Below are 26881 nucleotides of genomic sequence, written 5' to 3'. Positions count from 1 at the left end.
GGTAGCGCGCGGTGATGCCGCCCCCGAGGTGTCCGCGGATCACCAGGCGGGGGTTGCCGGGGTGCGGGCGGGTGTCGACCTCGCTGGTGACCTGGGAGTACTGGCCCCCGTCGCCTGGGTGGCGTCCACGCCCCAGCCCCGGGGCACCACGATCGTGACCGAGCCGAGCCAGCTCGCGTTGACGACCACGTCGATGACGGGCGCCAGCGCCACCGCGCGCTGGAAGTCGAGCAGGATCGGACCGCGGCTGGCGTTGACCTCCAGGAAGGGCGGCACCTCCCAGGCCCCGGCGATCTTGACGGTGCGCCACCAGTGCTCGGCGCGCAGCACCAGGGGCCGTTCCCACGTCAGGCCGGGCCCGTCCCCCAGGGCGACCTCGCCGGTCGCTCCCGGGAGATCGGCGGTGGGGACGAGGTCGTACAGGGGCGCGGCGAGGTCGTCGCGCGTCACCGCCTCCAGGACGGACGCGGTCCGCGCCTCCAGCTCCTCGAACCGGATGCGCTGGTCGGCGGCGGCCTCCCGCAGCCGGGCGAGCGCGTGCTCGCGCTGGGCGGGGGTGACGCGCAGGTGGCCGTCCGGGAGCGCGGGCTCGTGGGTCTCCATGGCCGCGATCCTAGCCAAGCCGCCCCTCAGTTCTTGGCGACGACCCCGCCGCCTCGGGCCAGCCAGCGCTCCCGCCGCTTGGTGTCCCACCAGTTGGGGTGCCGGGCGCGGATGCTGCCCAGCGAGGTGCGTCCCCGCACCATGAGCTGGGGCAGCGTCCCGGTCGGGCGCGGGTCGACGGTCGACTTGACCGACCCCAGGCCCTTCTCGATGCGGGACATCTCCACGCCCCAGCCGCCCGGCACGATGAGGATCGTGTCGCCGGCGCCCCCACCACGCTCACGTCGATCACGCGCGTGGAGAGCCGGGCGTCGCTGAAGTCCAGCTTGACGCTGCCGGCCACGGGGTTCAGCTCCAGGAAGGGCGGCACCTGCCAGGGGCCGCCGCGGAAGACGTCGTCCCACTTGGCGGTGAGCACCAGGGGGTCCTGCCAACTCCACCCCGGCTCGGCGTGCTGCGCAGTCAGGGCGGTGGGGTTGATGGCGGCCTCGAGCTGCTGGCCGGGCAGCAGGTCGGCCAGCAGCGCGCGCAGTTCGGCGCGGGTGCGGGACTGGAGCGCGGTCTCGATCCGCGCGTCGAGCTCGTCGAGGGTCAGCCGCCCCTCGGCGGCCGCCTCGCGCAGCTGTTCGACGGCGGCGTCGCGCTCGGCGTGGCCGATCCTCAAGTCGCCATCGGGTGCGTCCATCATGTCCACCAGCCTACCCAGCCGTCCGCCGGGCACCGCGCGGTCCCGCGTCGGCGTCCGGGCGGGTTTCGCGGACTCACGCGGCGCGGGTGTGCAGCCCCCACAGGTAGGCGTCGTGCAGGGCCTCCCAGGACGCCTCGACGACGTTGGTGCCCACGCCCACGGTCGTCCAGCTGCGCTCCCCGTCGGTGGTGTCGATGAGGACGCGGACGATCGCGTCCGTGCCGTGCCCGGTCTCCAGGATCCGGACCCGGTAGTCGGTCAGCTCGAAGGTCTCGACGTCGGGGTGCTCGGTCTCCAGCGCCGAGCGCAGGGCGTGGTCCAGGGCGTTCAGCGGCCCGAACCCCTCGCCGACGCGCGACACGACGGCGTCCCCGACGCGCACCTTCACGGTGGCCTCGGAGTCGCCCTCCTCGCTCACCTCGTCGGAGGTCAGGACACGCCAGCGCTGCACCTCGAACGCGGGGTCCAGGGCGTCGGTCTGCTCGCGCAGCAGCAGCTCGAACGAGGCGTCGGCGGACTCGTAGGAGTAGCCGTCCATCTCGCGCTGCTTCACCACGTCGGTGATCCGCGCCGCCAGGTCGCGGTCGGACAGGTCGAAGCCCAGCTCGTCGCCCTTGAGCTGGATGTTGGCCCGGCCGGCCATGTCCGAGACCAGCATGCGCATGTCGTTGCCGACCAGGCGCGGGTCGGTGTGCTGGTACAGGTTGGCGTCCACCTTGATCGCGGACGCGTGCAGGCCGGCCTTGTGCGCGAAGGCGGACTGCCCGACGTAGGGCTGCCGGGCGTTGGGGGCGACGTGGGTGATCGCGGCGACGGCGTGGCTGACCGACGTGGCGCGGGCCAGGTGCTCGTCGCTGAGCACCGGCCAGCCGTACTTGAGCCGGAGGTTGGCCGCCACGGTGATCAGGTCGGCGTTGCCGGTGCGCTCCCCGTGGCCGTTGATCGTGCCCTGGACGTGCATGACGCCGGCGTCCACCGCGGCCAGCGTGTTGGCCACCGCGCACCCGGTGTCGTTGTGGCAGTGGACGCCCAGGTCGACGCCGATGTCCGAGGCGGCCGACACGACCTCGCCCATCCACGCCGGCAGCATGCCGCCGTTGGTGTCGCAGAGGACGACGACCTCGGCGCCCGCCTCGGCCGCGGCGCGGACCACCTCCAGCGCGTAGGCCGGGTTGGCGCGGTAGCCGTCGAAGAAGTGCTCGACGTCGACGAAGACCCGACGGCCCTCGCCGGTGAGGAAGCGCACGGTGTCGGCGACCATGGCGAGGTTCTCGTCCAGGGTGGTCTTCAGCGCGCGGAACACGTGCTCGTCGTGGCTCTTGGCGACCAGGCAGATCACCTCGGTCTGCGCGTCGACCAGCGCGCGGGTCAGCGGATCGTCGGCCGCGCGGGCCCCCACGCGGCGGGTGGCGCCGAAGGCGGTCAGCTTGGCGTGCCGCAGCTCGAGTTCGCCCGCGGCGGCCGCCGCGAAGAAGGCTGTGTCGCTGGGGTTGGCGCCCGGCCAGCCGCCCTCGATGAAGCCGACGCCCAGGTCGTCCAGGACGCGGGCGATCTTCAGCTTGTCGCTCACGGTGAGGCGGAGCCCCTCCTGCTGCGCACCGTCGCGGAGCGTGGTGTCGTAGAGGTGGAACACGTCCGGAGCGGCGGGCTGCGCGGTCATCGGGCCTCCTCGGCTGGGGCCGGCACGGCGCCGGCCAACCGGTGCAGTATCGCCGTTTCTCACGTTCCGGACCTCCGATCTCGCCCGGCGAGACGTCGTGGCGCGGGAAGCCGTGACGGGGAGGGTCACCCACCCGCGCCGCGGCATCGACCCGCTGGGGTCCGCGTGCTAGAAACGAGGCATGGCTGACACCAAGTTCAAGGGGACCCCCGTCCGCACCGTCGGAGACCTGCCCGAAGTCGGGCAGAGCGCTCCCGACTTCACGCTCACCGGAGCCGACCTGTCCGACGTGAAGCTGGCCGACCTGGCCGGGCAGCGCGTCGTGCTCAACATCTTCCCCAGCGTCGACACCGGCGTGTGCGCGATGAGCGTGCGCCGCTTCAACGAGATCGCCGCCGGGCTGGAGAACACCACCGTCGTCTGCGCCTCGGCCGACCTGCCGTTCGCGCTGGGCCGGTTCTGCGGCGCCGAGGGCATCGAGAACGTCCGGGTCGGCTCGACGTTCCGCTCCAGCTTCTCGCGCGACTACGGCACGCTGATGGTGGACGGCCCGCTGGCCGGCCTCAACGCCCGCTCGGTCATCGTGCTCGACGCCGACGGCAAGGTCGTCTACACCGAGGTGGTTCCCGAGATCACCCAGGAGCCCGACTACGACGCCGCGGTGGCCGCCCTCTCCTGACCCTCGAGCGCGGCGCACCCCGCCCGGGGGTGCGCCGCGCGTCACTATGCTGGGTCCGACGAAGGGAGCTGTTTCCATGCCGGATCTCGCCGACCGGATCAGCCGCGCGGCCGTGGCCGCGCTCGATCTCGCGCCCTTCGACGACCGCTTCGCCTCGCTCTCGCGGCAGGTGCTCACCGGGGGCGCCTCGCGCTTCGGGCGCGTCGTCGACGAGCGGCAGGCCATCTCCTACGTCATCCCGGTCGGGGTCGCCGGCGAACGCATCGACTACGGCGCCCTGGTGCTGCAGCCCGAGGCGGCCGGCCTGCTGTGGCGCGACGCCCACGGCGCCGACCACCACGCCAGCGTCTCGGTGACCCCCACGACGCCGGCCACCTACAGCACCGTGTCGCTGGGCGGTGAGCCGTGGGTGCGGTTCAGCATCGGCTCGGCGTCCCGGCTCACGTTCCTGGTCCCGCCCGTCAAGAGCCGCGCCCTGCTCCCCACGCTGATCGATCACTTCGGCGCGACCTCCGGCCCGGCGCCGAGCACCGTGCTGCCCGAGCCGTCGCCCGAGCCCGCGCGCGTCCGGTTCCCCGACGCGGCGTCCGCGCCCGTGGCGCCGATCCCGGTGGTCGAGCCGACCGTTCCGCTGCCCGGCCCGCCGGCGGACGCCCCCGCGGTGCCGCTGCCGAGCGCGCATGCGGCCCCCGTCCGGCCGGACGCCGCGCCGCCCATGGACGCGACGCAGCCGATGTCCGCCCTCGACATCACCGGCCCGATCCCGACCGTTCCCGCCCGCGAGGGGCACGAGGGAGACGGCCCCGACCGGACCGAACCCGAGGGCGACACCGCGGCCCCTGGTGCGCCACGGACGACCGACGCCGAAGCGACCCAGGTGATCCCGCCGCGCGAGCAGCCGTCGCCGTGGGCGCCGACGCCGGGGTTCGAGCTGTTCCGCGACGAGCCGCGCTCCCCGGCGGCGCCCGAACCGACCCGCGTCATCCCCACGCTGCCGGAGCCGACCCCGGCCCCCGCGCCCGATGCGTGGCAACCGAACCCCGCCGGGGGCAGGCACGTTCCCGGCGCGCCGTCGGCGCGGCTGGAGCCGGTGACCCCGGCCGCGGCCTACGCGCCCGCCACGACGAGCTCAGCCACCCTGCGGGGGTTCCTGCTCGGGCTGCTGATCACCGTCGGCGTCGGCGCCGCCATCATCCTGTTCCAGCTCATCGTCTGACCCCGCGTCGCGCCTCCCCGTCCCGGCCTGAGGCTCGCCCCGGCCCGCTCGTGCCGAGAACGCGACCCCGGCCACTCCCAGGGCGGTCAGCGCGGCGCCGCCCCAGCTGATGCCCTCCAGCGGCGGCGGTGTCGGGGAAGGTCCCACCGTCGGCGCGGGCGCGCTCCCGGACGCCGCCGGCGAGGGCGTGGCTGTCGGTGACGGCGAGGGGGACGGAGCCCCCGCCAGCAGCTGCCGGGCGCCGGGCAGGAGGCGCGAGGTGATCAGCGGGTAGAGGGCGTCCCCCGGGCACGCCGTCCGCGACATGTCCCGGTGCCCCGCGATCTGCTCGGTCGCGACCTCCGCTCCCCGGCGCCAGCGGTTGGAGCCGCGCGAGACGAACGAGACCGGCGCGGCCAGGTCGAGGCCGTTGCGCGCCGCCAGCCACGCGAGCAGGCCGGTCATCGCGGTCAGCGCCTCCTCGGTGGGCGGCTCGGCGGTGTGGTCGCCCACGAAGCACGCCAACTCGGCGAACCCCTGCGAACCCCCGGTCGCGTCGCCCCGGACGGCGCGCTCCAGGCTGCCCTGGCGCCCCTCCCAGACGACCCCGAACCGGTCCACGAAGAAGTTGTACGCGACGTCCGGCCACCCCTTGTCGGCTCCGGTGTGGAAGCGGTAGATGCCCCGCAGCCGCTCGACGGTCTTCTCCGGGGTGTCCCCGTTCGGCGTCTCGGTGTGGTGCACCAGGAGGAACCGGACGTCCGTCTCGGGCTGCAGCGGGCCCACCGGGGCCAGGGTGCCCGCCCACTCGGAGCGCGGCCGGATGACGGGCGCGGCGGGCGCGGCCGCGACGGCGGGGGCGGCCCAGGCCGCCCACGGGAGCAGCGCCCCCGCGAGCAGCAACCGACGCCGGTCCACCGTCACCGGGGACCCTGGATCTCCCGCGGGTAGCAGTGGTCGCCCCGGGGCGTCCCGATGGCGTCGCACACGGCGTAGGACTCGTCGCGGCTCTTCTGGCCGGGGATCACGATCGCGTAGTAGCCCCGGTTGAGGCCGGCGAACGCGTTGGTGTCCAGCGGCACGGCGGTGTGCCCCGGCTTGCTCAGTTCCGCCGCGCGCTCCAGGGCGCGCTCGGGGTGGTGCCGGACTGGCCCAGCGAATCCAGCACCGTCACCCACGAGCCCTTCGGCAGCTCGGTGACGATCCCCGGGTGCGCCGTCGGCGCGCTCGTGGGGGTGTCGGTGGCCGTGGCGGTCGGCGTGGGCGTGGCCGTCGGCGTGCGCGTCGGGGTGGGCGTGCTCGTCGGGGTCGGCGAGTGCGTGGTCGCGGGCGGCGTCGTGGCCTGCGGGGTCGGGGACGGCGCGGGTTCGGCGGTGGTGGGGTCGACCAACGCGAACCAGGCGAGCACCACGATCACCAGGCCGGCGGCGATGCCCATCGCCACGCCGAGCCAGAGGTTGCCGCGCTGCGGTGCCGGTTCGAACTGAGTCACCGCTCCAATCTAGACGACCCGCTGCAGCCAATCGAAACGATCCGGCGTCCTGCCGTACTGGATGTCGAGGACGGCGTCCCGGATGCGGACCGTGGTCGCGAAGTCCTGCCCCTTCAGGCGCCACTCCCCCCGCTCGGACTTGAACCCGGAGATGGGGCTGATGACCGCCGCGGTGCCGCAGCAGAACGCCTCGACGAAGGTGCCCTCGGCGATGCCGTCGAGGAACTCCTGCGCGGAGAGCCGGCGCTCGACGGGGGTGAGGCCCAACTGCTCCCCGACCGCGAGGATGGAATCCCGGGTGATGCCGTCCAGGATCGTGCCGGTCAGCGCCGGGGTCACCAACTGGCCGTCCGCGCTGATGAGGAAGACGTTCATGCCGCCCAACTCCTCGACGCGGTCCTTCTCGGCCGCCTCGATGAACATCACCTGGGTGCAGCCGTGCTCGTAGCCCTCGTACTGGGCGATCAGGCTCGCCGCGTAGTTGCCCCCGCACTTCGCCGCGCCGGTGCCGCCCACGCCGGCGCGCGCCCACTTGTCCGTGACCCAGATGTCCACGCCCTTGACGCCCTCGGCGAAGTACGGCCCGACCGGCGACGCGATGACGAGGAAGGTGACCTCCTCCGCCGCGCGGACCCCGAGGAACGCCTCCGAGGCGATCATGAACGGCCGGATGTAGAGGCTGTGCTCGCCCGCGGCCTCCGGGACGTAGCGCGCGTCGATCGTGACGAGCTCGCGGACCGCCTGGACGAAGAGGTCGACCGGCAGGTCCGGCAGCATCATGCGGGCCGCCGACGTGCGGAAGCGCTCGCCGTTGCGCTCGGGCCGGAACAGCCACACCGAGCCGTCCTCGTGGCGGTAGGCCTTCATCCCCTCGAAGATCTCCTGCCCGTAGTGCAGGACCGCGGCGGACGGATCCAGCGACAGCGGGCCGTACGGGACGACCTTCGGCGAGTGCCAACCCTGGCCCTTGGTCCAGGTGATGGAGACCATGTGATCGGTGAAGAAGCGCCCGAAGCCGGGATCGGCGAGGATCTCCGCGACCTCCGCGTCGGTGCGGGCGGACGGGCTGGGCTGGACGTCGAAGGTCACGGGCATGGCGTCAGGATATCGCGTCGGACCCGCGCCGCCGGACATCCGAGGAATGAGATTTCGGTACCGCATTCTGGACATCGGGACGCTAGGCTTCGGGCATGACCGACGCCGTTTCCTCCGCACGTCCCACCATCGCCGTCATCGGCGGCGACGGGATCGGCCCCGAGGTCGTCGCCGAGGGACTCAAGGTCCTCGACGCCGCGACCGGGGCGCAGGCCTTCGACTACGTGCACTACGACCTGGGCGCCGAGCGCTGGCAGCGCACGGGCGAGGTGCTCCCCGACTCGGTCATGGCCGAACTGGCCGCCGCGGACGCGATCGTGCTGGGCGCGGTCGGTGCCGCCCCGGGCAGCAAGGCGATCCCCTCGGGGCTGCTGGAGCGCGGCCTGCTGCTGAAGCTGCGCTTCGCCTTCGACCACTACGTGAACCTGCGGCCGTCCAAGCTCTATCCCGGCGTCACCACGCCGCTGTCCGACGCCGTCGTCGACCGCGGGCCGATCGACTTCGTGGTCGTGCGCGAAGGCACCGAGGGCCTGTACGCGGGCGTGGGCGGCTCGCTGGCCGCCGGCACCGCGGCCGAGGTCGCCAGCGAGGTGTCGGTGAACACCGCCCGCGGCGTCGAGCGAGTGGTGCGCGACGCGTTCGAGCGGGCGCAACGGCGCCGCCGCAAGGTGACGCTCGTGCACAAGCACAACGTGCTGACCCACGCGGGCGGGCTGTGGAACCGCATCTTCACCGCGGTCGCGGCGCAGTACCCCGACGTCACCACCGACTACCTGCACGTCGACGCCACGATGATCATGCTCGTCACCGACCCGCAGCGCTTCGACGTCATCGTCACCGACAATCTGTTCGGCGATATCATCACCGACCTGGCGGCCGCCGTCACGGGCGGGATCGGGCTCGCCGCCTCGGCGAACCTCAACCCCTCGGGCGCCTTCCCGTCGATGTTCGAGCCGGTGCACGGCTCGGCCCCCGACATCGCCGGCCAGGGCATCGCCGACCCCACCGCCACCATCTCGTCGATGGCGCTGCTGCTCGATCACCTGGGACGCCGCGAGCAGGCCGCCGCGATCGAGGCCGCCGTGGACGCCGACGTGGCGCAGCGCGGCGCCGCTCGCCGCAGCACCTCCCAGGTGGGCGACGCGATCGCCGCCCGGGTGGCCGGCTGACGCCTCAGCTGGGCCGGGGTTCCTCCGGCTGGGGCGCGACCGGCTCGTCCGGCGCGTCGGGACGCACCCACAGCACCGCCGGAGCGCCGAACACCTTGGCACGGATCCACCACGTCGCCTCGACGAGCGCCGCCGCCAGCAGGCCCATCAGGACGCCGGTCTGCATCATCGCGCCGTTGGAGGTGTCGAGCAGGAAGAGCCGCTGCGTCGCGGGCAGCCAGAAGATCAGCGCGTAGGCGAGGTAGGCGGTGGCGACCAGACCGACGCGCCACCAGCGGTACGGGCGCGCGACCACCGACAGCACCCACGTGGCGCCGATGATGAGGCACGCCAGGGTGCCGGCGGCCACCTGCTGCGTCGTGGTGGCGTCGGGCTGCCCGCCCGGGTAGAGCAGCAGGTAGGTGATGAAGGTGGTGGTCGCCACGACGATCCCCGCGGGCAGGCCGAGCCGCATGACGCGCTGCACGAATCCGGGGCGCGCGCGCTCGTTGTTGGGGGCCAGCGACAGCAGGAACGCCGGGATGCCGATGGTGAACCAGCCTGTGATGGTCACGTGGATCGGCTGGAACGGGAAGGGCACGCGCCACAGCACGACGAGCAGCGCCAGCATCGCCGAGTAGACGGTCTTGGTCAGGAACAGGTTGGCGACGCGCTCGATGTTGCCCAGGACGCGCCGGCCCTCCGCCACGACGCTGGGCAGGGTGGCGAAGCGGTCGTCGAGCAGCACGATCTTGGCGACGGCGCGCGTCGCCGAGGCTCCCGACCCCATGGCGACGCCCAGGTCGGCGTCCTTGAGCGCCAGCACGTCGTTGACGCCGTCGCCGGTCATCGCCACCGTGTGTCCGCCCGCCTGCAGCGCCGCGACCATGGCGCGCTTCTGGTCGGGGGTCACGCGGCCGAAGACCTGGTGCTCCTCCACGGCCCCGGCGAGCTTCTCGGGCGTGTCGAGGCTGCGCGCGTCCACCGGCGCCCCCGTGACGACGCCCAGCGTCGAGGTCACGGCCCCCACCGAGCGGGCGTTGTCGCCCGAGATCACCTTGACGGCGACGTCCTGGTCGCGGAAGTACTCCAGCGTCGCGCGGGCGTCCGGCCGGACGCGCTGCTCCAGCACCACGAGCCCGACGGGGTCGACGCGTCCCGGCGCGCCGGCGCCCTGCACGGTCTCGGCCCGGCCGAGCAGCAGGACGCGCAGGCCGCCCGCGGCCATCTCCTCGGCCCGGGCGGCGACCTCGCCGCTCGCGAGCACGTCGGGGGCCCCAGCACCCAGGCCCCCTCGCCCGCGAACGAGACGCCCGACCACTTCTTGGCCGAGGTGAAGGGGGCCCGGTCCGTGGGCGTCCAGGGGACGGGTGGAGCGCCGACCTCCTCCCCGATCGCGGTCAGGGACGCGTTGGGGTGCGGGTCGCCGGCGGCCAGGTTGGCCAGCGCCTCGCGCAGCCGCCCCTCCCCCAGCTCGGCGAGCGGGACGACGCTGCGGCACCGCATCCCGTTCTCGGTCAGTGTGCCGGTCTTGTCGGCGCAGACGACGTCGACCCGGGCGAGGCCCTCGATCGCGGCGAGTTCCTGCACCAGCACCTTCTGCCGCCCCAGCCGGATCACCCGAGCGCGAACGCCATGGAGGTGATGAGCACCAGTCCCTCGGGGACCATGGGAACCAGCGCGCCGGCCATGGCGAGCACCGCCCGGCGCCAGGGCATGTCGGTCAGGGTGAGCTGCACCACGATCGTGGCGAGGCCGACGGGGATGAGCAGCCACGTGATGAAGCGCAGGATGCGGTTGATGCCCGACTGCAGCTCCGAGTGCACCAGCGTGAAGCGGGACGCCTCGGCCGCCAGTTGGGCGGCGTAGGCGTCCGCGCCGACCTTGGTGGCCCGGTAGAGCCCGGAGCCGGCCACGGCGAAGCTGCCCGACATCACCGGGTCGCCGGCCTGTTTGGGCTCCGGGTCGGCCTCGCCGGTCAGGAGGCTCTCGTCCACCTCGAGGTAGTCGGCCTCCAGCACCTCACCGTCGACGACGACCTGGTCGCCGGGGGCGAGCTCGATGAGGTCGTCAAGCACGACCTCGTCGCGGGGCAGCCGGCGCGTCCCCTCGGCGCGGCGCACCAGCGGCTGCGCCTCCCCCACGACGGCCAGCGCGTCGAGGGTGCGCTTGGCCCGGAGCTCCTGGATGATGCCGATCGCGGAGTTGGCGATGATCAGCAGGCCGAAGGCGGCGTTGATCCACGAGCCGGTGGCCAGCACGATGACCAGCAGCACGGCCAGGATCGCGTTGATCCGGGTGAAGACGTTGTCGCGCACGATCTGCGCGACCGTCCGACCGCTGCGGGGCGGAAGGGTGTTGACCTGGCCGGCGGCGACGCGGGCGGCCACCTCCTGCTGCGTGAGTCCTGCGGTTCGCGTGTCCTGCACGCGGGCAAGAATGCCAGATCCACGGCCCGATTCACGGGTCCGCCCGGCGGCTGCCGGCCGACGGTGCCCGATGAATCTGAGAATCAGCCCAGAGATTGCTTTGGTTTTTCTCAGACTTTGACTTAGTCTGAAACCACGTCCTCCGGCGGAGCATCGAGCCTCGGGGGATTCCGCAGGAAAGGACACCCATGAACAACACTCCGAAGCGTCTGCTCGCCCTCGCGGCCACCACGGCCGTTGCAGTCGGCGGCTCCGTCGCTCTCGCCGCGCCGGCTCACGCAGATGTCTGGGATTCGGTCGCGCAGTGCGAGTCCGGCGGCAACTGGTCCATCAACACCGGCAACGGCTACCACGGCGGCCTGCAGTTCAGCCCGTCCACGTGGCGCGCCTACGGCGGCACCGCCTACGCCCCCACGGCCGCGCAGGCCACCAAGGCGCAGCAGATCGCCGTCGCGCAGAAGGTCCTGGCGGGCCAGGGCCCGGGCGCGTGGCCCGTCTGCTCCAAGAAGGCCGGCCTCACCAAGAGCAACGGTGGCGCGTCCGGCGGCACCGCCGAGGCCCCCCGCGCGACCACCACCAAGAAGGCCACGACGCAGAAGGCCTCCACGCAGAAGGCCACGCCGGCCAAGAAGACCACCCCGGCGAAGTCGACCACGACCAAGGCGACCACCGCCAAGGCCACCACCACGAAGAAGGCCACGCCGAAGCGTGCGACCACCGTCAAGGCCACCGAGACGACCGGCAAGCGGTTCATCACCGTGAAGCCCGGCGACACCCTGAGCGAGCTCGCGGTGGCGAACCACGTCGACGGCGGCTGGCGCACGCTGTGGAGCCTCAACAAGGGCAAGGTCTCCGACCCCAACCTGATCTTCGTCGGCCAGAAGCTGGCCATCGGCTGATCCGAGCCTCCCCCACGGCGGGGCACTCCTGAGCGGGGTGCCCCGCCGTTCGTCGTCCGCACCTCCTCGGGCCGGACGCGCGAGGGGCGCCGGGACCGGAGTGGTCCCGACGCCCCTCGCGTCGTGCGTGGCCGCTGGTCAGCGGGCCGCGGTGCCCTCGACGTAGTCGTCGTCGTGGCTCTTGACCCACGCCATCAGCTTGCGCAGCTCGCGGCCGGTGGCCTCGATCGGGTGCGCCTCGCCCTTCTCGCGGAACGCCTTGAACTCCGGCGCGCCGGCGTCCTGGTCGTCGATGAAGCGCTTGGCGAACGCGCCGTTCTGCACGTCGGCCAGGACGGCCTTCATGTTCTCCTTGACCCGCGCGTCGATGACGCGGGGGCCCGACACGTAGTCGCCGAACTCGGCGGTGTCGGAGACGCTCCAGCGCTGCTTGGCGATGCCGCCCTCGTACATGAGGTCGACGATCAGCTTGAGCTCGTGGAGGCACTCGAAGTAGGCGACCTCGGGCTGGTAGCCGGCCTCGACGAGGGTCTCGAACCCGGCCTGGACCAGCGCGGACGCGCCGCCGCACAGCACGGCCTGCTCGCCGAACAGGTCGGTCTCGGTCTCCTCGGTGAAGGTGGTCTTGATGCCGCCGGCGCGCAGGCCGCCGATCGCCTTGGCGTAGCTCAGCGCCAGGGGCCACGCGTTGCCGGTGGCGTCCTCCTCGACCGCGACGATGACCGGGACGCCCCGGCCCTCGGCGTACTCGCGGCGCACCAGGTGGCCCGGGCCCTTCGGCGCGACCATGCAGACGTCGACGCCCTCGGGCGCGGTGATGTAGCCGTAGCGGATGTTGAAGCCGTGGGCGAAGAACAGCGCGTCGCCGGGCTGCAGGTTCGGCTCGATCGACTCGGTGTAGATCTTCCGCTGGTGCTGGTCGGGCGCCAGGATCATGATCAGGTCGGCCTCGGCGGCGGCGTCGGCCACCGAGACGACGCGGAAGCCCTCGGCCTCGGCCTTGGCGCGGCTCTTGGAGCCCTCCTTCAGGCCGATGCGGACGTCGACGCCGGAGTCGCGCAGGTTCATCGCGTGGGCGTGGCCCTGCGAGCCGTACCCGATGACCGCGACCGTACGGCCCTGGATGACGGCCATGTCGGCGTTGTCGTCGTAGAACATCTCAGCCATGAGTGAATCTCTTCCTTGTTGTGGACGGTTCGGCGGTGCGTGAGCACCGGTCGAAGGGGCGTCGTCGTCGGGACGCCGCCCCGGGGTTCAGTGGGCGGACGGCTTGAGCCGCTCGCCGCGGGTGGAACGGTCGGTGAGCGACTTGGAGCCGCGGCCGAGTGCGACGAGGCCGGACTGCACCAACTCGCGGACGCCGTAGGGCCGCAGCATCTCCAGCAGCGCCTCCAGCTTGTCCGGGCTGCCGGTGGCCTCGATGACCATCGAGTCGTTGTGCACGTCGACGGTCTTGCCGCGGAACAACTGCACGATGTCGATGATCTGGCTGCGGGCGACCGGGTCGGCCTTCAGCTTGATGAGGATCAGCTCCCGGCGCACCGCGGTGTCCTCGAGCTCGACGATCTTGATGACCTCGACGAGCTTGTTGAGCTGCTTGGTGATCTGCTCCAGCACCTCGGGGGCGTTGGCGCCGACCTGGACGGTGATCCGGCTCAGCTCGGGACGCTCGGTCGGGCCGACCGCCAGGGACTCGATGTTGTAGCCGCGTCGGGCGAACAGCCCCGAGATGCGGGCCAGGACGCCCGGCTTGTTCTCGACGAGGACGCTCAGCGTGTGGGTCTTCACAGGATCTCTTCCTCCCAGTCGGGCGCCAGGTCCTTGGCGATCAGGATGTCGTCGTTGCTGGTGCCGGCCGGGACCATCGGCCACACCATCGCGTCCTTGTGGACCAGGAACTCCACCACCACCGGGCGGTCGTTGATCTCGAGGGCCTTCTTGATGACCTCGTCGACCTCCTCGGGCGTCTCGGCGCGCAGGCCGACGGCCCCCATCGCCTCGGCGAGCATCGGGAAGTCGGGAACCCGGCGGCTGTTGAGGTCGGTGTTGGAGTAGCGCTCGCCGTAGAACAGCGTCTGCCACTGCCGCACCATGCCCAGGGACTCGTTGTTGATCACCGCGATCTTGATGGGGATGTTGTTCAGCGTGCAGGTGACGAGCTCCTGGTTGGTCATCTGGAAGCAGCCGTCGCCGTCGATGCCCCACACCAGCTCGCCCGGGACGCCGACCTGCGCGCCCATGGCGGCCGGCACACAGTAGCCCATCGTCCCGGCGCCGCCGCTGTTGAGCCAGCGGCCGGGCTTCTCGAACGGCAGCAGGTGCGCGGCCCACATCTGGTGCTGGCCGACGCCGGCGACGTAGTAGGCGTCGCCGGACAGCTCACCGATCCGCTTGATGACGTACTCGGGGCTGAGCTGGCCGTCCTTCGTGGTCTCCGGCTCGACCTTGTACTTGGTCTTGAGCCCCTGCAGGTAGGCCGTCCAGGCGCTGTGGTCGGCGGAATCCTCGCCGCGCAGCACCTCGTTCAGCGCCTCGATCACCAGCTTGACGTCGCCCACGATCGGGACGTCGGGGTTGCGGTTCTTGCCGATCTCGGCCGGGTCGACGTCGGCGTGGATCACCTTGGCGTTGGGGCGAACGTGTCCAGCTTGCCCGTGACGCGGTCGTCGAAGCGGGCGCCGAGCGTGATGAGCAGGTCGGCCTTCTGCAGCGCGGCCACCGCCGACACGGTGCCGTGCATGCCGGGCATGCCCATGTTCAGCGGGTCGCTGTCGGGGAACGCGCCGCGCGCCATCAGCGTCGTGACGAGCGGGATCTGCGTGATCTTCACCAGCTCGGCCAGGGCCTCGTACGCCTCGGCCTTCACGATGCCGCCGCCCACGTACAGCACCGGACGCTGCGCGTCCCGGATCAGGCGGGCCGCCTCGCGGATCTGCTTGGCGTGCGGCGTCACGGTGGGCTTGTAGCCGGGCAGGTCGAGCTCGGTGGGCCACACGAACGGCGCGGTGGCCGCCAGCGCGTCCTTGGAGATGTCGACCAGGACGGGCCCGGGGCGTCCGGTCGCGGCGATGTGGAACGCCGCCTTGAGCGCGCCGGGGATGTCCTGGGGCCGCGTGATCAGGAAGGAGTGCTTCGTGATCGGGAACGTGATGCCCCGGATGTCGGCCTCCTGGAAGGCGTCGGTGCCGATGGCGCCCGAGGCCACCTGGCCGGTGATGGCCACGATCGGCACCGAGTCGAGGTAGGCGTCCGCGATGCCGGTCACCAGGTTGGTGGCGCCCGGCCCGGAGGTGGCCATGCAGACGCCGACGCGTCCGGTGGTCATGGCGTAGCCCTCGGCGGCGTGCGCCGCGCCCTGCTCGTGGCGGACGAGGATGTGGTTGACGAGTTCGCTCTGGCCCAGCGGGTCGTAGGCCGGAAGGATCGCGCCGCCCGGGATGCCGAATACGACGTCGACCCCGAGGCGCTCCAGCGACTCGACCAGCGCCTGGGCTCCGGTCAACGTCTTGGGCTGCTGCTCCTGCGTCATCGTGATCATCCCCTTCGATCGGTTCGGTGTGCGGACTGCCTCGTTGCAAAGAAAAACCCCCGTCGCCGATATGGGCGTACGAGGGAGCGCGTCGTCGAAGACGTTGCCGTCAGGCGACGCGCTTGCGAACTACGAGAGCGATCATGTGCACGTGGCGAGCATAGCCCTCTCGGGGCGCTGTCCCGCAACGTGGACGCCCCACATCCCACATGATGGACGCCCATTTTTCTCAGGCGCCCGTGATCGCGGCGTGCACCGCGTCGAGGTCCGGGTCGGCGGTGCGCGTCACCAGCGCGTCGGTGCCCGGATCGTCGGCGTAGCGCGGCACCAGGTGCACGTGCAGGTGGAACACCGACTGGCCGGCGTCCGGGCCGACGTTGGACAGGATGTTCAGACCGGTCGCCCCCAGGCGGTCCATGAGGAGCCGCCCCGTCGCGGCGATGGCCGGGGCGATCGCGGCCAGCACCTCGGGCCCGGCGAGGGCATCGGTGACGTGGGTGCGCGGCACCACCAGGGTGTGCCCGGTCTTGAAGGGCGCGAGGTCCAGGAAGGCGACTGCGGTGTCGTCGGCGTGGACCTGCCGGCTTCCGATCTCTCCCGCCACGATGCGGCAGAAGAGGCAGTCGGGATCGGTGACATGCTCGCTCATGCGATCGGCCTTTCGATGCGGACCTCGAATCCGGCCTCGGCGAGGCCGGCCTTGACCTGGGCGATGGACAGGGTGCCGTAGTGGAACACCGAGGCGGCCAGCACGGCGTCGGCGCCCACGCGGGCGGCGTCCACGAAGTGCTGCACCGTGCCGGCGCCGCCCGAGGCGATCAGCGGGACGTCGACCGCGGCGCGAACGGCCTCGATCATCGCCAGGTCGAAGCCGGCGGTGGTGCCGTCGGCGTCCATGGAGTTGAGCAGGATCTCCCCCGCACCCAGGTCGACAGCGCGGCGCGCCCACTCCAGGGCGTCCAGGCCGGCGGAGCGGCGGCCGCCGTGCGTGGTGACGCCGAAGCCGGACGGTTGGTCGGGCTCGCGGCGGGCGTCCACGCTCAGCACGACGACCTGGTCGCCGAAGCGCTCGGCGATCTCGGCGATGGCCTGCGGGCGGGCGATCGCCCCGGTGTTGATGCCGACCTTGTCGGCGCCGCAGCGCAGCAGCCGGTCGACGTCGTCGACGCCCCGGACGCCGCCGCCGACGGTGAGCGGGATGAACACCGTCTCGGCGGTGCGGGTGACCATCTCGTACGTGGTGGCGCGGCCGTCCGCGGACGCCGAGATGTCGAGGAAGGTCACCTCGTCGGCGCCCTGATCGCCGTAGGCGCGGGCCAGCTCGACGGGGTCCCCCGCGTCGCGCAGGTTGGTGAAGTTGACGCCCTTGACCACGCGGCCGCCGTCGACGTCGAGGCAGGGGATGACACGGATCGCGACGCTCATGCGCGCCACCCTATCCATCGCAGCGGGGTTCAGCGGACCGGGTTCACCCGGCGGGGACCAGCCAGGCGAGCAGCCCGAACCCGAGCGCGATCGCGGCGAGCCCGCCGAGCATCCAGCCCGCCATGACCAGCCAGCCGGTCCACCACGGGTGGATGACCTGCGGCACGGCGCCCAGCCCGTAGTCGTCCGGCCACTCCCACAGTTCCGACGATGCGACGATCAGCCAGCCTCGCCCCAGCACCACCTCGACCTGGTAGCCCCACACGTGGCCCGGGAGGCGCAGGGCGTGCACGACGCGCACCTCCGCCACGGACCGCCTGCCGAGCACCGTCTCCGCGGAGATCCCTCCCCCGGTGGTGGCCAGCGCCGCCGAGGCCATCGGCAGCAGCAGCATCGGCCACACCGAGCCGGACGCCGCCAGCAGGACGAACAGGCCGACGACCTCGCTCTCGGTCACCGACGCCGCCCGGTACCCGACCCAGACGGCCATCAGGACCGTCGCCACGAGCAGGACGCGCCCGGCGACGATGAGGGCGCGCGCCAGGACGGTGCGCAGCGTGTCGAGCATGGTCGGGGCACATCCTTCGGGCCTGCGGGCACCGGCGGACGCCCGGGAGCGAGGCTAGCGCCGCGGCGGCTCCCGCGTGCGTGGTGGCCCGGATTGCCCGGTCGGGGCGGGTCTGGCCGCTCCTGCCCGCTGATGAGGTGGTGGTTGTTGCAGCCGCCCCCGTTTGCGTCAGACGCCCCCGCAGGAACGGGGGCGTCTGCGTTCAACGGGGGCAACTCGTCCCAAAAGGGGGCGCCTCGTCCCGAACGGGGGCGGCTCGCCCCGAGTGGGGGCGGCTCGTCCCAGAAGGGGGCGGCTCGTCACGAACGGGGGCGGCTACGACGAATGCGGACGCCGCGTCGCACAGACGCCCCCGTTTGCGTCAGATACCCCCGCAGGAACGCGGGCGTCTGCGACCAACGGGGCGGCCTCGTCCCAAACGGGGGCGCCTCGTCCCGAACGGGGGCGACTCGCCACGAACGGGGGCGCCTCGTCCCGAAAGGGGGCGACTGCGACCATTGAGGCGCCGTCGCGGGACGGGCGCCGTCGCGGGACGGGCGCCGTCGCGGGACGGGCGCCGTCGCGGACGCGGGCGCGCGGACGCGGATGAGCAGCCGGGCGCTACGGGTCAGTCGTCCTCGTCGTAGGCGGCGCTCACCACGCCGCGACGCAGCATGTCGATCGCCTCGCGGGCGGTCGCGCGCACGACGCCCTGGCCGGCGGCGTCCGCGAGTTGGCCGAGCAGGTCGATCACCATGCGCATCGAGCGGACGAAGTCGCCCGCGGTCAGGTCGGTGGCCGCCAGGATGCCGGCCAGGTCCTCGCCGGACGCCCACGCGAACGTGGCCTCGGCGAAGCCGATGTCGGGGTCGCGGGAGGGATCCAGCTTGTGGTCGCGCTCCATCAGCGACAGGTCGCGCCAGATGTGCCGGATCGCCGACTGGGCGATCTCGGTGGAGCGGTTCGGCATCCGCGCCGGACGCTTCTGCTCCCCGCCGCGGGACTCGTAGGTCAGGCTGCTCGCCACCGCGGCGAACTCGGGCGCGGTGAGTTCGTCGAACACCCCGGCGCGGATCGCCTCGGCCGCCACCAGGTCCAGCTCGGAGTAGATCCGGGCCAGCATCGCGCCGGCGGGCGTGACGCGTCGGCCGTCCCCGGAGAGATAGCCCAGCGCGCGCAGCACCGAGCAGATCCGGTCGAAGCGCAGCGCGATGGTGTTGGAGCGGCGCTCGACCTGGCGGCGCAGGTCGGCGGTGTCGCGCTCCAGCCGAAGCGCCTTCTCCGCGGCACGGGAGTGCGCCTCGCGGTCGGGGCAGCCGTGCACGGGGTGCGCCTTCAACTCGGCGCGCAGCGCGTCGATCTTCTCGGTGACCTCGGCGTCCATCGCGGCGGGCACGTAGCGGGACGCGCGGGTGTCGATCCCCGCCAGCTTGCTGTGGAAGGCCGCCGACAGGTTGCGCCGGTCCTTGGCCTGCCGGGGGTCGAAGTGCTTGGGCACCCGCATCCGGCCCGCCACCGCCGGCGGCGAGGGGAAGTCGGTGAGCGAGAGCTTCTTGAGCTGGCGCTGCTCGGTCATCACGGTGGGCGTGGGGTTGCCGCGGTCCCGCTTGCCGGGGTCGACCACGACGGCCCACCCCTCGTGCCGGCCCGCCGGCACGCCGATGATGTCGCCGGGCACCAGCTCCAGCAGCGCGGAGATCGCCTCGGCGCGGCGGTCGGTGCGCCGGCTCTTGGCGGACTCGTTCTCGAGCCGCTTGATCTCGGCACGCCCCCGGGCGTACGCCTCGAAGTCGCCGGCCTCGCAGGCGGCGTCGCGCCACAGGGCGGCGATCCGGTCGGTGTTGCGGGCCACCGCGCGGGCGACGCCGACCACCGACTTGTCGGTCTGGTACTGCGCGAACGACTGCTCCAGCAGGCCCCGGGCCCGTTCGGGCCCGACCCGCCCGACCAGGTTGACCGCCATGTTGTAGGTGGGGCTGAACGAGCTCCGCAGCGGGTAGGTGCGCCGGGACGCCAACCCCGCGACCTGCCGCGGGTCGATGTCGCGCTGCCACAGCACGACCGCGTGTCCCTCGACGTCGATGCCGCGCCGCCCGGCCCGCCCGGTGAGCTGGGTGTACTCCCCCGGCGTGATGTCGACGTGGGCCTCGCCGTTGTACTTGACCAGCTTCTCCAGCACGACGCTGCGGGCGGGCATGTTGATGCCCAGCGCGAGCGTCTCGGTGGCGAACACGACCTTGACCAGACCCTCGACGAAGCCCTGCTCGACGGCCTCCTTGAACGCCGGGAGCATGCCGGCGTGGTGGGCGGCGATCCCGCGGCGCAGCCCCTCGCGGAACGTGCCGAACTCCAGCGCGTCCAGGTCTTCTGGGCTCAGTCCCGACGCCACGGCGTCCGCGATCGCCTCCAGGCGGGCCCGCTCGTCGGGCGTGGTGAGCCGCAGGCCGGAGTGCAGCAGCTGGCCCACGGCGGCGTCGCAGCCCACCCGACTGAAGATGAAGTAGATCGCCGGCAGCAGGCCCTCGGCCTCGAGCTTCTCCACCGCGCCGTCGCGGCGGGGAACCAGGTTCGGGCCGCGGTCGCCGCGTCCGGCCTGGTTGCGCTCGATCCGGTCCCGCGTCCGCCGGCCGCGGCGGGTGCGGCTGTCGTCGCGGACGTACTTGGCGTCCGACTTGGCCAGCTTGACGAGTTCGGGGTTGACGTCGCCCTTCACCGGCAGCGCGGACGCCGTGGGCGCCTCGTCGCTGAACAGGTCGTAGAGCCGGCGTCCGGCCATCACGTGCTGGAACAGCGGCACCGGACGCCGCTCGCTCAGCACCACCCGGACGTCGCCGCGCACCTCACCGAGCCAGTCGCCGAACTCCTCGGCGTTGGAGACCGTCGCCGACAGCGACACCAGCTGCACGCTGGGCGCCAGGCCGATGATGACCTCCTCCCAGACCGCGCCGCGGAACCGGTCGGCGAGGTAGTGCACCTCGTCCATCACGACGAAGCCCAGGTTCCGCAGCGCCGAGGAGCCGGCGTAGATCATGTTGCGCAGCACCTCGGTCGTCATGACGACCACGTCGGCGTCACCGTTGATCGAGGTGTCACCGGTCAACAGGCCGACGCGGTGCGTCCCGAACCGCTCGACCAGGTCGTGGTACTTCTGGTTGCTCAGCGCCTTGATGGGCGTGGTGTAGAAGCAGCGCTTGCCCTGGCGCAGCGCCAGGAACACCGCGAACTCCCCCACGACGGTCTTGCCCGCCCCCGTCGGCGCCGCCACCAGGACGCCGGCGCCCGCCTCCACGACGGCGCAGCCGTCGCGCTGGTAGGGGTCCAGCGCGAACGGGAAGGCCGCCTCGAACTCGGCGTAGGCCGGCCCGGGCGCGGGGAACCGCTGCTCACCGACCACCTCGGCGCCGATCGGGTCCGGCTCCCGACGCTCCGCCGGGGTGGTGCGGTCGTCGTCCGGGGTCTCAGTCACCGCGTCCTCCGGGGGTGAAGATGGTCAGCGCTCCGGGCGCCGCGGTGCAGGTGAGCGGCGGCCGTCCCAGGGGCTCGCCGTCGGCCATGCCGTGCAGGCCGGGGCCGTCGACGATCACCTCGGACGCCGTCAGGTACTCCAGGCAGGGGTGCTGGACGAAGTTCTTGCCGCGCAGCCGCGGGAACAGCGTCAGTAGGCGCAGCCGGGACACCGGGTGCACGATGGTGACGTCCAGCAGCCCGTCGGTGAGGTCGTAGCCCGGAGCGATCCTGATGCCGCCCCCGAAGATGCCCACGTTGGCGACCGCGATCAGCATGGCGTCCAGTTCGCGCTCGACGCCGTCGACGACCAGCCGGTAGCGCAGCGGCCGGAACGAGCGCAGTTCGGCCAGCAGGGCGCCCAGATACGATAGGGTCCCCAGGTCCAGGCCGGCGTTGTTGGCGCGGAAGTTCACCCGCTCGTCGAAGCCGGTGGAGACCACGCAGCCGACGTAGCGGCGTTGCCCCTCGTACAACTCCCCGGTCACCTCGGTGAGGTCGACCGTCCCGGTGCGCCCGCGGGCGATGGCCGCCAGCCCGTCGCGCCAGTTCCGGATGCCGAGGCCGCGGGCGAAGTCGTTGCCGGTGCCGGCGGGCACGACGCCGAGGGCGACCCCCGTGCCGGCGGCGGCGTTCAGACCGATGTGCGCCATGCCGTCCCCGCCCACCACGGCCAGGCCGTCCGCGCCGGACGCGATCGCCTCGACGCAGGCGGCGGCCGCGTGCTCGGCGGACTCGGCGAGGGTCGTGGCGGGCTCGACGCCCGCGTCCCGCAGGCTCGACTCGATCCTGGGCGTGAGCAGCCGGCCGCTGCCGTGCCCCGCTTCGGGGTTGACCACGAGGGCCACGCGCCTCATGCGGCGACCAGGTCCGTCCCGAGCCGCTTGGCGCGGCGCTTGTCGTTGGCCTTGCAGATCAGCTCGGCGATGAAGAAGAGCAGCATCATCGGGATCGCCAACGCGAGCATCGAGAACGGGTCGCCGCCGGGGGTGGCCGCGGCACCGAAGATGGCGCAGCCGAACAGCACGTAGGGTCGCGCGGAGGCCAGGGCCTTCGCGGAGACCACTCCGACGAGGTTCAGCGTCACGACGATGACCGGCATGATGAAGCCCAGCCCGAACACGATCATGAGCTGGAACATCAGCTTGAGGAAGTCGTCGACGTAGATCAGGTTGCCGACCGCGACGGGGGTGAACCCCAGCATCACGGCGATGGCCTGCGGCATGATCAGGTACCCCACGGCGACCCCGGCCAGGAACAGCGGCACCGCCGCGCCCAGGAACGCGAGCGCGTAGCGCTTCTCCTTGGCGAGCAGCGCCGGTGCCAGGTAGGCCCAGATCTGGTAGATCCACACCGGGCTGCTGACCACGAGCCCGCCGACCGCGCACACCATCAGGGCGAGCACGAGCGGGGAGGTGATGCCGCTCAGGACGGCGTCCACCTGCTGCTCGTTGTTCTTCTCCAGGATCAGGGCCTTGCCCTGGAGGTACGGCTCGAGCAGGAACCTGTAGAACGGGTCGTAGAAGACGGCGACGAGGATCGCGGCGATCGTGATCGCGATCGCCGCGATGATCAACCGGTAGCGCAGCTCCCGGAGGTGATCGGCCAGCGACATCACCCCGTCGGGCGCTGCCTTCGGGGGTTTCAGCCAGCCCAGCGACAGGCGGGCCATGGCGCGATCAGGCCTGGTCGCGCTTCTCGGGCTGCTCGACGACCTCGGCCTCGACGACCTCGTCGACCACCGGGGCGTTCGGCGTGCCCTGGGAGAGGGCGTCGCGCTCGGCCTTCTCGCGCTTGGCCTTCTCGTCGTCGGCCTTGATCTGACGCGTCTCGTCCTTGAACTCGCGCAGCGCACGTCCGGCGTTCTTGCCGGCGCCGGCCAGGCGGGTACCGCCGAAGATCAGGAGCGCGAGGACGATCAGGATGACCCATTCCCAGCCCTGCATGTTGAACGGCATTGTTACTCCTCGGTAGGTGACGGAACTCAGTCTAGGCGGTGCGGTCGGGATCGCCCACGCCGGACGCGGGTGCGGGCCCGACCCGCTCGAACTCGGCACGGATCGCCCCGGCCGTGTCCGTGAGGGTGGTGACCTCGGCCCCGAGCGCCGCCACCTTGGCGCGCAGGTCCCGCGCGAGCAGCAGCGCTCCGCACGTCCCCACGGCGGCGGTGGCCGCGACGATCCAGACCCAGGTCACCGGTGCACCCTACCCCACCTCAGACGCGGGTCAGCCGTCCCTGGACAGCGCTTCCCGCGCCGCCTCGATCGCGGACGCCGCGGCGTGCGTCGGCTCGACGGCGGCGACCGCGGGGCCGAGCCGCAGCAGCAGGCGGCGGAACCAGGCCGGGTCGGCCACCAGCAGCCGGACGCGGGTGAGCCCGCCCGGCAGGTCGGTGACCTCGAGCGTCGGGTGGTACTCCACGATCCAGCGCCCCTCGGGGCGCACGTCGAGGGTCACCTCGGCGGCGTCGGGCCGCGCGTCCAGCCAGCCGGACGCCAACGGCGGCGGCTCGCCGTGGTCCCCGACCGGGTCGGCGAGCGGCTCGACCGCGGAGATCCGGTCGAGCCGGTAGGTGCGCCAGGCGCCGCGCTCGCGCGACCAGGCGGTCAGGTAGCCGTAGCCGTCCCGCGTGGCCAGACCCGCGGGCTCGACGGTGGGCGTCGTCGTCTCGCCGCGGGCGGCGCCGTGGTAGGTCAGGCGGGCGGCGACGCCCCGGCCCAGCGCGTCCGCCAGCGCCCCGCGGACGCCCTCCTCGCCGGCCTGCACGCTCACCCCGACGCGGTCCCCCGCGCCGAACACGGCCTCGAGCTTGGCGCGCGCGGAACGCACCGCCGGGGCCAGGCCCGCATCGGCCATCTCCTCCAGCGCGCCCAGGGCCACGATGAGGCTCATCGCCTCCTCGACCGTCAGCCGCAGCGGCCGGTCCAGGAAGTCGGCGTTGGTCAGCCGGATCCGCCCCTCGTCGAGGGCGTCCATGTCGACCTCGATGAGGTCGCCGGGCATGCCGCCGGGCAGCCCGCAGTACCAGAGCACGTTGAGGTCGGCGACGAGTTGCCGCGGCGTCACGTGGAAGACGGCGGCGGTGGCCTTCAGGTCGGCGTCCGGGTGCGCCTGCAGGTAGGGCACCAGGGCGAGCAACCGCGGCACCTGGCTGCTGGAGGTCATGCCCACGCCGCCACCGCCTCCAGGTGGGCGCGGACCGCGTCGATCAGTTCGGGCGGATCCAGCACGATCACGTCGGAGCCGTGGGACGCGATCTCGCCGGCGTCCGAGGACGTCCGGATGCGCCAGGCGCTGAAACCGGCGGGCGCCGGTGCCTCGGCCGGCTCGGCGAACCGGACCAGCTCGTGCGCGGCGCCGTCGCGGACGGCCAGCGTGGCGACCTTGTCGCGGCGCGCGGCCAGCGAGGCCAGGTGCCGCTCCACCTCGCCGGAGGCGGGCTGCCGGACGGTGCCGGGCGCCGGCCGGGGCGGGCCCTCCAGCCGGGACACCTTGAACGAGCGACCGGCGCCGCGGGTGCGGTCGTAGCCGATGAGGTACCAGGCGCCGTGCCGGCTCAGCAGCCGCCAGGGCTCCACGACCCGGTCCACGCCCCGGTAGCCGAACCCGACGGGCCGCCCGCTCAGCGTGGCGTCCCACAGCGCCTCGAAGCCCGGCTCGCGGGCGGCGACCGAGGGGGCGAATCCGGCGACCCGCGCGCCGTCGGGGTCCAGTCCGGCGGCGCGCAGCTTGGCCAGCGCCTTGACCGCCTCGTCCTGCAGGCGGGCGTCGTCCCACACCGTGGAGGCCACGCCCAGCGCGGCCAACTCGGCGGCCGCGAAGTCGATCTCGGGCAGTTCGAAGTCCCGGCGCCGGATCCGGTAGCCGACGTCGTCGGGGAACAGCACCGAGTTGGAGCCGGTCTCCACCGGGACGCCGAGGGTGCGCAGTTCCTCCTTGTCGCGCTCGAACGTCCGCTCGAACGCGGTGTCCGACAGCCCGTGGTAGCCCTCGACGAGTTCCCTGATCTGCTCGCGCTCGACGAAACGGCGCGCCAGCAGCAGGCAGATGGTGAGGTTCATGATCCTCTCGGACTTGCGCGCGGACACCCCGTCAGGCTACCGGCGGGCGCGCCCCGCGGCGCCCAACGGCGCGCCCCGGGTGGCCCTCGGGCGCGTCGGCTAGATTCGCGGCGGGTCGCCCGCCGGGCGGCGGGAGGAGGACGCCATGGCGGGACGGTTCGCGCCCAGCCCGACCTCCGACCTGCACGTGGGCAACCTGCGCACCGCGCTGGCCGCGCTGCTGATGGCCCGGTCGACCGGCCTGGACTTCCTGATCCGGGTCGAGGACCTCGACGTGGATCGGGTCCGCGCCGCCGACGGCACCGCCGAGCGACAGTTGGCCGACCTCGCCGCGCTCGGCATCGGCTCGGACGCACCGGTGGTGCGCCAGTCCGAGCGGCTCGACCGCTACGCCGGCGCCCTGGAGCGCCTGCCGGTGTACGAGTGCTACTGCACCCGCCGGGAGATCGCCGAGGCGGCCTCCGCCCCGCACGCCGACGGCTACCGGCCCTACCCGGGCACGTGCCGCCACCTCGGCGCCGCCGAGCGGGCCGCCCGCCGCGCCGAGCGTCCGCCCGCGCTCCGCGTCGACGCGGGTGCGGCGACCGTCACCGTCCGCGACCGCTGGGCCGGCGAGGTGACCGGCGAGATCGACGACTTCGTGGTCCGCCGCAACGACGGCGCCTACGCCTACAACCTGGCCGTCGTCGTCGACGACCTGGCCCAGGGCGTCACGCAGGTGGTCCGGGGCGAGGACCTGCTGTCCAGTTCGCCGCGACAGGCGTGGCTGGCGCGGCGCCTGGGGGCCGCCGAACCCGAGTACGCCCACGTGGGCCTGGTCGTGAACGACTGCGGCCAGCGGCTGGCCAAGCGGGACGGCGCGGTGACGCTGGCCGACCTGGCGGCCCAGGGTTGGGACGCCGGCCGGGTCCTGTCGGAGCTGGGGGCCTCGCTGGGCCTGAACGAGCCCGGGGAGCCGGTGACCGCCGAGGACCTGGCGTCCCGGTTCGACCCGGAGCGGCGCCCGGGCCTGTGGATCTGGGAGGAGCCCGCGGGCTAGACGCCGTCCCAGTCGGCCGGGGCCTCCATGCGGGCGCGCAGGCCGGCGCGCTGGATGACGCGCTGGATCGTGAGGTCGCGCTCCTCGATCCGCGGCACGAAGTTGATCTGCTTCAGCCCCTGGTCCTGCGCCGCCGACTCGAACACGAAGTGGCCGTAGCCGAGCAACTGGCCCAGGAAGGTCTGCCGCACCGAGATGTCGAGGATGCGCGCGATCGGCATGGTCGCCATGTGCTGGTCGACGATGCCGTGGACGCGGAACACGCGCATGTTGGTGATGAGGAACCGGTCCATGAACTGCGCGTGGATCCGGTAGAAACCCACGCACGCCAGCGCCAGCCCCGCGAGCAGCCCCACCCACCAGCCGGGCCCGAGCGCGGGCATGGCGAACAGACTCGCCGTCCCGGCCAGCACGATCAGCGTGGGGACGACGTAGCAGACCCAGTGTTTGCTCACCTCGTCGACGATGAACTCACCCTCGTCGACCAGTAGTCGCCGTGACGCCTCGGGGCGGAGGAAGCGTGACAGCGAGACCACGTCAGCGCACCAGCGAGTCGAAGAACCGCCCGATCGAGTCGAAGATGCCGAAGATGAACTTGATGAAGTCCGCGGCCGCCTCGGGGCGCGTGTAGAGGTAGAAGATCGCGAACATCACGATGAGAGCGAGCACGATCGTTTTGATCCATTTGCCCATGGGTCCTCCAGGGGGAAGTTCTGGCTGCTGCAGCGGTCTGGAACCCCTCAAGTGTGGCAGCACAGGGGGCTCGCGCGCAGGTGGGCGCGCCGCGCGTCACCCCAACGGGGTGCGCCGCGTGCCGGCCCGCCGCGCGGCTGGTCGGACCAATCGACCGGACGCCCCACGCGCGCGGTGCCGCTGTGCCACGCTTGA

29 protein-coding genes and 1 pseudogene are annotated in these 26881 nt (G+C 72.7%); 5 read left to right on the top strand and 25 right to left on the bottom strand.

The annotated features are described in order from the left end of the window. Window positions 1–39: 39 nt before the first annotated feature. The 3 genes from G7070_RS15130 to cimA all read right to left on the bottom strand — a co-directional run bounded on the left by G7070_RS15130 (window position 40) and on the right by cimA (window position 2951). Window positions 40–603, bottom strand: coding sequence for a DUF1707 domain-containing protein (locus tag G7070_RS15130; protein WP_166234430.1), 564 nt, complete (start codon window positions 601–603; stop codon window positions 40–42). A 10-nt stretch (window positions 604–613) separates the two neighbouring features. Beyond that, the gene (locus G7070_RS15125; protein ID WP_166234429.1) at window positions 614–1291 is read right to left on the bottom strand and encodes a DUF1707 SHOCT-like domain-containing protein; all 678 of its coding nucleotides are present in this window, start codon (window positions 1289–1291) and stop codon (window positions 614–616) included. A gap of 73 nt (window positions 1292–1364) precedes the next feature. Further along, on the bottom strand, window positions 1365–2951 hold the full coding sequence (cimA, locus tag G7070_RS15120; RefSeq protein ID WP_166234428.1) for a citramalate synthase: 1587 nt from the start codon (window positions 2949–2951) through the stop codon (window positions 1365–1367). A 181-nt stretch (window positions 2952–3132) separates the two neighbouring features. Here cimA and tpx point away from each other — a divergent pair, with 181 nt between their 5' ends. Further along, entirely contained in the window at window positions 3133–3630 is a 498-nt protein-coding gene (tpx, locus tag G7070_RS15115) for a thiol peroxidase (RefSeq protein WP_166234427.1), read from the top strand. Window positions 3631–3706: 76 nt separating this feature from the next. Further along, complete coding sequence (locus G7070_RS15110; protein WP_166234426.1) at window positions 3707–4846, top strand: serine/threonine-protein kinase; 1140 nt, start codon at window positions 3707–3709, stop codon at window positions 4844–4846. Here G7070_RS15110 and G7070_RS15105 read toward each other — a convergent pair. From G7070_RS15105 to G7070_RS15090, 4 genes are read right to left on the bottom strand one after another with little or no spacing between them, the layout of a single operon-like run. Beyond that, on the bottom strand, window positions 4760–5749 hold the full coding sequence (locus G7070_RS15105) for an N-acetylmuramoyl-L-alanine amidase (RefSeq protein WP_166234425.1): 990 nt from the start codon (window positions 5747–5749) through the stop codon (window positions 4760–4762). The genes G7070_RS15110 and G7070_RS15105 overlap by 87 nt on opposite strands. Continuing rightward, the gene (locus G7070_RS15100) at window positions 5746–5907 is read right to left on the bottom strand and encodes a hypothetical protein (RefSeq protein ID WP_166234424.1); all 162 of its coding nucleotides are present in this window, start codon (window positions 5905–5907) and stop codon (window positions 5746–5748) included. Before G7070_RS15100 ends, G7070_RS15105 begins: the two co-directional genes overlap by 4 nt. A 20-nt stretch (window positions 5908–5927) precedes the next feature. Then, complete coding sequence (locus tag G7070_RS15095; RefSeq protein WP_166234423.1) at window positions 5928–6317, bottom strand: hypothetical protein; 390 nt, start codon at window positions 6315–6317, stop codon at window positions 5928–5930. 9 nt (window positions 6318–6326) lie between these two features. Continuing rightward, window positions 6327–7412, bottom strand: coding sequence for a branched-chain amino acid aminotransferase (locus G7070_RS15090; protein ID WP_166234422.1), 1086 nt, complete (start codon window positions 7410–7412; stop codon window positions 6327–6329). Between the two features lie 95 nt (window positions 7413–7507). Here G7070_RS15090 and G7070_RS15085 point away from each other — a divergent pair, with 95 nt between their 5' ends. After that, window positions 7508–8581 carry a 3-isopropylmalate dehydrogenase gene (locus G7070_RS15085; protein ID WP_166234421.1) on the top strand — a complete coding sequence of 358 codons (1074 nt, stop codon included), beginning with the start codon at window positions 7508–7510 and terminating at the stop codon, window positions 8579–8581. Window positions 8582–8585: 4 nt separating this feature from the next. Here G7070_RS15085 and G7070_RS19010 read toward each other — a convergent pair whose 3' ends face one another. Genes G7070_RS19010 through G7070_RS19000 form a run of 3 tightly spaced genes read right to left on the bottom strand, consistent with a single transcriptional unit; the run spans window position 8586 to window position 10989 of the window. Then, complete coding sequence (locus G7070_RS19010; RefSeq protein WP_246228054.1) at window positions 8586–9692, bottom strand: HAD-IC family P-type ATPase; 1107 nt, start codon at window positions 9690–9692, stop codon at window positions 8586–8588. Further along, window positions 9614–10180, bottom strand: a complete 567-nt coding sequence (locus G7070_RS19005; protein WP_246227150.1) for a hypothetical protein — start codon at window positions 10178–10180, stop codon at window positions 9614–9616. Before G7070_RS19005 ends, G7070_RS19010 begins: the two co-directional genes overlap by 79 nt. Further along, complete coding sequence (locus G7070_RS19000; RefSeq protein ID WP_246227149.1) at window positions 10177–10989, bottom strand: P-type ATPase actuator domain-containing protein; 813 nt, start codon at window positions 10987–10989, stop codon at window positions 10177–10179. The genes G7070_RS19005 and G7070_RS19000 overlap by 4 nt, the downstream gene beginning before the upstream one ends. Before the next feature lie 188 nt (window positions 10990–11177). Here G7070_RS19000 and G7070_RS19480 point away from each other — a divergent pair, with 188 nt between their 5' ends. Beyond that, on the top strand, window positions 11178–11888 hold the full coding sequence (locus G7070_RS19480; protein ID WP_166234420.1) for a LysM peptidoglycan-binding domain-containing protein: 711 nt from the start codon (window positions 11178–11180) through the stop codon (window positions 11886–11888). Between the two features lie 138 nt (window positions 11889–12026). Here the strand turns inward: G7070_RS19480 and ilvC are convergent, their stop codons facing one another. From ilvC to G7070_RS15010, 13 genes and pseudogenes are all read right to left on the bottom strand, one after another. Next, complete coding sequence (ilvC, locus tag G7070_RS15070; protein WP_166234419.1) at window positions 12027–13055, bottom strand: ketol-acid reductoisomerase; 1029 nt, start codon at window positions 13053–13055, stop codon at window positions 12027–12029. Window positions 13056–13142: 87 nt separating this feature from the next. Next, a complete protein-coding gene (gene ilvN, locus G7070_RS15065; protein ID WP_166234418.1) occupies window positions 13143–13676 on the bottom strand; it encodes an acetolactate synthase small subunit in 534 nt (177 codons plus the stop codon). Beyond that, a pseudogene (locus tag G7070_RS15060) lies at window positions 13673–15417 on the bottom strand (acetolactate synthase large subunit). The gene ilvN and the pseudogene G7070_RS15060 overlap by 4 nt, the downstream one beginning before the upstream one ends. Window positions 15418–15646: 229 nt before the next feature. After that, window positions 15647–16066: an HIT family protein gene (locus tag G7070_RS15055; protein ID WP_166234417.1), complete on the bottom strand. Its 420-nt coding sequence runs from the start codon at window positions 16064–16066 to the stop codon at window positions 15647–15649. Further along, on the bottom strand, window positions 16063–16842 hold the full coding sequence (gene hisF / locus G7070_RS15050) for an imidazole glycerol phosphate synthase subunit HisF (protein ID WP_166234416.1): 780 nt from the start codon (window positions 16840–16842) through the stop codon (window positions 16063–16065). Before hisF ends, G7070_RS15055 begins: the two co-directional genes overlap by 4 nt. Before the next feature lie 43 nt (window positions 16843–16885). Next, on the bottom strand, window positions 16886–17410 hold the full coding sequence (locus tag G7070_RS15045) for a hypothetical protein (RefSeq protein ID WP_166234415.1): 525 nt from the start codon (window positions 17408–17410) through the stop codon (window positions 16886–16888). 607 nt (window positions 17411–18017) lie between these two features. Beyond that, window positions 18018–20855, bottom strand: coding sequence for a DEAD/DEAH box helicase (locus tag G7070_RS15040; RefSeq protein ID WP_246227148.1), 2838 nt, complete (start codon window positions 20853–20855; stop codon window positions 18018–18020). After that, window positions 20848–21750: a diacylglycerol/lipid kinase family protein gene (locus G7070_RS15035; protein ID WP_166234414.1), complete on the bottom strand. Its 903-nt coding sequence runs from the start codon at window positions 21748–21750 to the stop codon at window positions 20848–20850. The genes G7070_RS15040 and G7070_RS15035 overlap by 8 nt, the downstream gene beginning before the upstream one ends. Beyond that, window positions 21747–22565 (bottom strand): twin-arginine translocase subunit TatC, encoded by an 819-nt coding sequence (tatC, locus tag G7070_RS15030; protein WP_166234413.1) that lies wholly within the window; start codon window positions 22563–22565, stop codon window positions 21747–21749. The genes G7070_RS15035 and tatC overlap by 4 nt, the downstream gene beginning before the upstream one ends. Before the next feature lie 7 nt (window positions 22566–22572). Further along, a complete protein-coding gene (locus G7070_RS15025) occupies window positions 22573–22851 on the bottom strand; it encodes a Sec-independent protein translocase subunit TatA/TatB (RefSeq protein ID WP_166234412.1) in 279 nt (92 codons plus the stop codon). Between the two features lie 31 nt (window positions 22852–22882). Next, on the bottom strand, window positions 22883–23089 hold the full coding sequence (locus G7070_RS15020; RefSeq protein ID WP_166234411.1) for a hypothetical protein: 207 nt from the start codon (window positions 23087–23089) through the stop codon (window positions 22883–22885). 30 nt (window positions 23090–23119) lie between these two features. Beyond that, window positions 23120–24058 carry a helix-turn-helix transcriptional regulator gene (locus G7070_RS15015; RefSeq protein WP_166234410.1) on the bottom strand — a complete coding sequence of 313 codons (939 nt, stop codon included), beginning with the start codon at window positions 24056–24058 and terminating at the stop codon, window positions 23120–23122. Then, the gene (locus tag G7070_RS15010; RefSeq protein WP_166234409.1) at window positions 24055–24981 is read right to left on the bottom strand and encodes a helix-turn-helix transcriptional regulator; all 927 of its coding nucleotides are present in this window, start codon (window positions 24979–24981) and stop codon (window positions 24055–24057) included. The genes G7070_RS15015 and G7070_RS15010 overlap by 4 nt, the downstream gene beginning before the upstream one ends. A 118-nt stretch (window positions 24982–25099) precedes the next feature. On the opposite strand from G7070_RS15010, the gene gluQRS reads away from it, so the two are divergent. Beyond that, complete coding sequence (gluQRS, locus tag G7070_RS15005; protein ID WP_166234408.1) at window positions 25100–25993, top strand: tRNA glutamyl-Q(34) synthetase GluQRS; 894 nt, start codon at window positions 25100–25102, stop codon at window positions 25991–25993. Here gluQRS and G7070_RS15000 read toward each other — a convergent pair. Next, window positions 25990–26529, bottom strand: coding sequence for a PH domain-containing protein (locus tag G7070_RS15000; RefSeq protein ID WP_246227147.1), 540 nt, complete (start codon window positions 26527–26529; stop codon window positions 25990–25992). The genes gluQRS and G7070_RS15000 overlap by 4 nt on opposite strands. A 1-nt stretch (window position 26530) precedes the next feature. After that, the gene (locus tag G7070_RS14995) at window positions 26531–26686 is read right to left on the bottom strand and encodes a hypothetical protein (RefSeq protein ID WP_166234407.1); all 156 of its coding nucleotides are present in this window, start codon (window positions 26684–26686) and stop codon (window positions 26531–26533) included. Between the last annotated feature and the right edge of the window lie 195 nt (window positions 26687–26881).

This window comes from Propioniciclava coleopterorum (assembly GCF_011393335.1).
Classification (GTDB): domain Bacteria; phylum Actinomycetota; class Actinomycetes; order Propionibacteriales; family Propionibacteriaceae; genus Propioniciclava; species Propioniciclava coleopterorum.
The sequence above is the reverse complement of the archived record's forward strand: the minus strand, read 5'-3'. Positions and strand labels throughout refer to the sequence as shown.

What these genes read in the sequence shown, in the direction of transcription:
- G7070_RS19480 (WP_166234420.1), top strand. Translation starts at nt 11,178, where the DNA reads ATGAACAACACTCCGAAGCGTCTGCTCGCCCTCGCGGCCACCACGGCC.
- G7070_RS15090 (WP_166234422.1), bottom strand. Translation starts at nt 7,412, where the DNA reads ATGCCCGTGACCTTCGACGTCCAGCCCAGCCCGTCCGCCCGCACCGAC.
- ilvC (WP_166234419.1), bottom strand. Translation starts at nt 13,055, where the DNA reads ATGGCTGAGATGTTCTACGACGACAACGCCGACATGGCCGTCATCCAG.
- G7070_RS15025 (WP_166234412.1), bottom strand. Translation starts at nt 22,851, where the DNA reads ATGCCGTTCAACATGCAGGGCTGGGAATGGGTCATCCTGATCGTCCTC.
- hisF (WP_166234416.1), bottom strand. Translation starts at nt 16,842, where the DNA reads ATGAGCGTCGCGATCCGTGTCATCCCCTGCCTCGACGTCGACGGCGGC.
- G7070_RS15055 (WP_166234417.1), bottom strand. Translation starts at nt 16,066, where the DNA reads ATGAGCGAGCATGTCACCGATCCCGACTGCCTCTTCTGCCGCATCGTG.
- G7070_RS15015 (WP_166234410.1), bottom strand. Translation starts at nt 24,058, where the DNA reads ATGACCTCCAGCAGCCAGGTGCCGCGGTTGCTCGCCCTGGTGCCCTAC.
- G7070_RS15125 (WP_166234429.1), bottom strand. Translation starts at nt 1,291, where the DNA reads ATGATGGACGCACCCGATGGCGACTTGAGGATCGGCCACGCCGAGCGC.
- tatC (WP_166234413.1), bottom strand. Translation starts at nt 22,565, where the DNA reads ATGGCCCGCCTGTCGCTGGGCTGGCTGAAACCCCCGAAGGCAGCGCCC.
- G7070_RS14995 (WP_166234407.1), bottom strand. Translation starts at nt 26,686, where the DNA reads ATGGGCAAATGGATCAAAACGATCGTGCTCGCTCTCATCGTGATGTTC.
- G7070_RS15110 (WP_166234426.1), top strand. Translation starts at nt 3,707, where the DNA reads ATGCCGGATCTCGCCGACCGGATCAGCCGCGCGGCCGTGGCCGCGCTC.
- cimA (WP_166234428.1), bottom strand. Translation starts at nt 2,951, where the DNA reads ATGACCGCGCAGCCCGCCGCTCCGGACGTGTTCCACCTCTACGACACC.
- G7070_RS15130 (WP_166234430.1), bottom strand. Translation starts at nt 603, where the DNA reads ATGGAGACCCACGAGCCCGCGCTCCCGGACGGCCACCTGCGCGTCACC.
- G7070_RS15045 (WP_166234415.1), bottom strand. Translation starts at nt 17,410, where the DNA reads ATGCTCGACACGCTGCGCACCGTCCTGGCGCGCGCCCTCATCGTCGCC.
- gluQRS (WP_166234408.1), top strand. Translation starts at nt 25,100, where the DNA reads ATGGCGGGACGGTTCGCGCCCAGCCCGACCTCCGACCTGCACGTGGGC.
- G7070_RS15085 (WP_166234421.1), top strand. Translation starts at nt 7,508, where the DNA reads ATGACCGACGCCGTTTCCTCCGCACGTCCCACCATCGCCGTCATCGGC.
- G7070_RS15035 (WP_166234414.1), bottom strand. Translation starts at nt 21,750, where the DNA reads ATGAGGCGCGTGGCCCTCGTGGTCAACCCCGAAGCGGGGCACGGCAGC.
- tpx (WP_166234427.1), top strand. Translation starts at nt 3,133, where the DNA reads ATGGCTGACACCAAGTTCAAGGGGACCCCCGTCCGCACCGTCGGAGAC.